2 protein-coding genes and 1 pseudogene are annotated in these 2089 nt (G+C 63.3%); all 3 read right to left on the reverse strand.

Features of this window, described 5'->3' with window-relative positions; all coding sequences use genetic code 11:
• Positions 1 to 366 (reverse strand): annotated as a pseudogene (locus JNL55_RS30135) (hypothetical protein); the annotation flags it as partial.
• Entirely contained in the window at positions 363 to 1652 is a 1290-nt protein-coding gene (locus JNL55_RS30140; protein ID WP_293863325.1) for a TraB/VirB10 family protein, read from the reverse strand. The pseudogene JNL55_RS30135 and the gene JNL55_RS30140, both read right to left, overlap by 4 nt.
• Positions 1649 to 2089 (reverse strand): TraK domain-containing protein (locus tag JNL55_RS30145; RefSeq protein ID WP_293863327.1); only part of this gene is annotated, 441 nt, incomplete at its 5' end. The genes JNL55_RS30145 and JNL55_RS30140, both read right to left, overlap by 4 nt.

Consider the following 2089-nt stretch of genomic DNA (forward strand, 5'->3'; position numbering starts at 1 on the left):
CTGCCCGGTCACGATGCCTCCGAGCGCACCGGCCTCGATTCCCATGCGAGACAGCGGTATCCGCGTGGTGCCGTCGACGTCAGCCACCGACTTGACCTCGATCTGATTCCACAGATCGATGATTCGCCCGCCGGACACCACGTAATGTCCGTTCGTGGACACCAACAGCAGGCGCCCTTGCGATTCGACAACGTGAAAGCCGTCGACCGGCAGGCGGCGCATCGCCTCGATGCCTTTGAGAACATCTCGCGGAATGTTCTCATCCGCTCCCGCATCGGCCGCCGAAGAGATGGATATCGCGATGAGCGACATCAACGTAACCCACGCGGCTTTAGGACCATGCGGAGTCTGGATACGGTTCATCACTGCGCGCTCCGAATCTTGAGCGTGACGCCCTTGAGCAACACCGCCTCGACCTGGCGCGCCGCATCGACCTCAATGAATGGAACGATCTCGTCGGCCAGATCGACGAAGTAGTCGCTGAGCCGTCTCATCGCGCCACCAAACCCGGCGTAGCCGGCGGCTTCCAACGCCTCGGAGGCGTCGGGTGCCTGAAAATCGGTGCGCTGACCCGGTGAGGTGTTCAGGCCTTGAATGGCCACCGGCCGGAAAATTTGTGACAACGCTTCAGCGAACGAGGCGAACGCTGCTTTCGCGACTAAGGAGCCGTTTCTCGACACCAAGCGACCGCGGATTCCCGCCTTGCCGTCATCGCCGAGCGCGTACGCATCCAGCACCACTTCGATCACACCGCCGTCGTGACGAATGCACGATAGCGTCTCTGCTCTCATCAGTGCACGTTCGGTGCTGAGATCTCCGGTCGCACCAAACAGAACGAAACATTCCTGGACGTCTGAGCTGAAGAAGTTGGGGAGAATGGCATCGGCCTTGACGCGCATCAGCGCAGGGATCGGATCGCGCTTGGCCTGCATGCCCGTCGGCGCGTCCACACCGGTCAGCAGGACCCCTTTGAGCATGCTGCCGGCGGGCAGATAGACGCTGTCTTCCACGCCGGCCTGCGCAGCGTTCGCCTGCGGCTCAAGCTCCCCGAACACCTGGACTTTGATCGACTCCGGCGCGTCGGCCGGGCGCACGGAACGCGAGGCCGGCCCACTGCCTCGGGCCTCCGCACTCGTGTCCGGGGCCTCTTGGAACAAGCCACCGGGTTCCGCCGTGTGCCGCGAACCGCCCTCGGATTCGGCCCCCGAAGTGCCAGACTGAGGTTTGCGGCTGGCGCCATCAGTACGACGCAGCTCCTCCAGTGCAGCAGAGTGCTTACTGCCCTCCGCTTTCAATGACTCGGCGATGGCGTTCAGTTGGGCAGTGAGCGCCTTCATTTCATCCTTGGTGCTGGACTGTTGTGCCAGTCGCTCCATCTGCCCTTGGAGCTCGCGTTGTTTGCGTTGTGCCTCCCGAAGCTCTGCACCGACGCTTTCCAAGCCGAGCGTTCGCGTGTCGCTGCCGGTCAGAAGATTCAGATCGGCTTTCGCCGCCACCTTCTTACGGTTCTCGGTATCCGGTCCCGCTGACACGAAGAGATAGAGCACGGCCACCAACAGCGCGAGGCAGCCCACGCCCATCAGGGTCTTGCGCTTGTCGGGCGACAGCGAAGCCCACCACGACGAGAAGCTCTCTTTGGAGACCGGGCTCATCTGGAGCGCTCCAGGAGCGAGCGCCGTACCTGCCCGCGTGGTTGTGGCTCGAAGGTGTCGTTAACGACACCGACGTAGAGTTCGGTGGAGGTGCCCGGATCGAGATGGGCATGCGGCCAGGGAGCAACGAGCGCGACACCGGGCGCACCGCAGCCCGCATGTCCAAGCAGTTCGATCGTCGCTTCGCCGATATTGGTTGCGCGCAGGACGATGACGCTGAATCGACTTCCAGTCAGGCGCTGGCCCGCGAAGAACTCCACACCCGGCAGGCTGCAGTCGATCGCCTCGGCGGTTTCGGACAGCGCATAGCCGTCCGGAACTTCGCCGCGAGCGACGACCTCCACGAGCTCCAGCAGCTTTTCCTCGTAGGAGGAGGATTGTTCCCAGCGCTTCGCTCGCGCCGACGAGACCGGAACATGGGCGTGCTCTGTGTCACC

The sequence above is a fragment of the Steroidobacter sp. genome (genome assembly GCF_016790065.1).
Taxonomy (GTDB): domain Bacteria; phylum Pseudomonadota; class Gammaproteobacteria; order Steroidobacterales; family Steroidobacteraceae; genus Steroidobacter.

What these genes read in the sequence shown, in the direction of transcription:
- JNL55_RS30140 (WP_293863325.1), bottom strand. Translation starts at nt 1,652, where the DNA reads ATGAGCCCGGTCTCCAAAGAGAGCTTCTCGTCGTGGTGGGCTTCGCTG.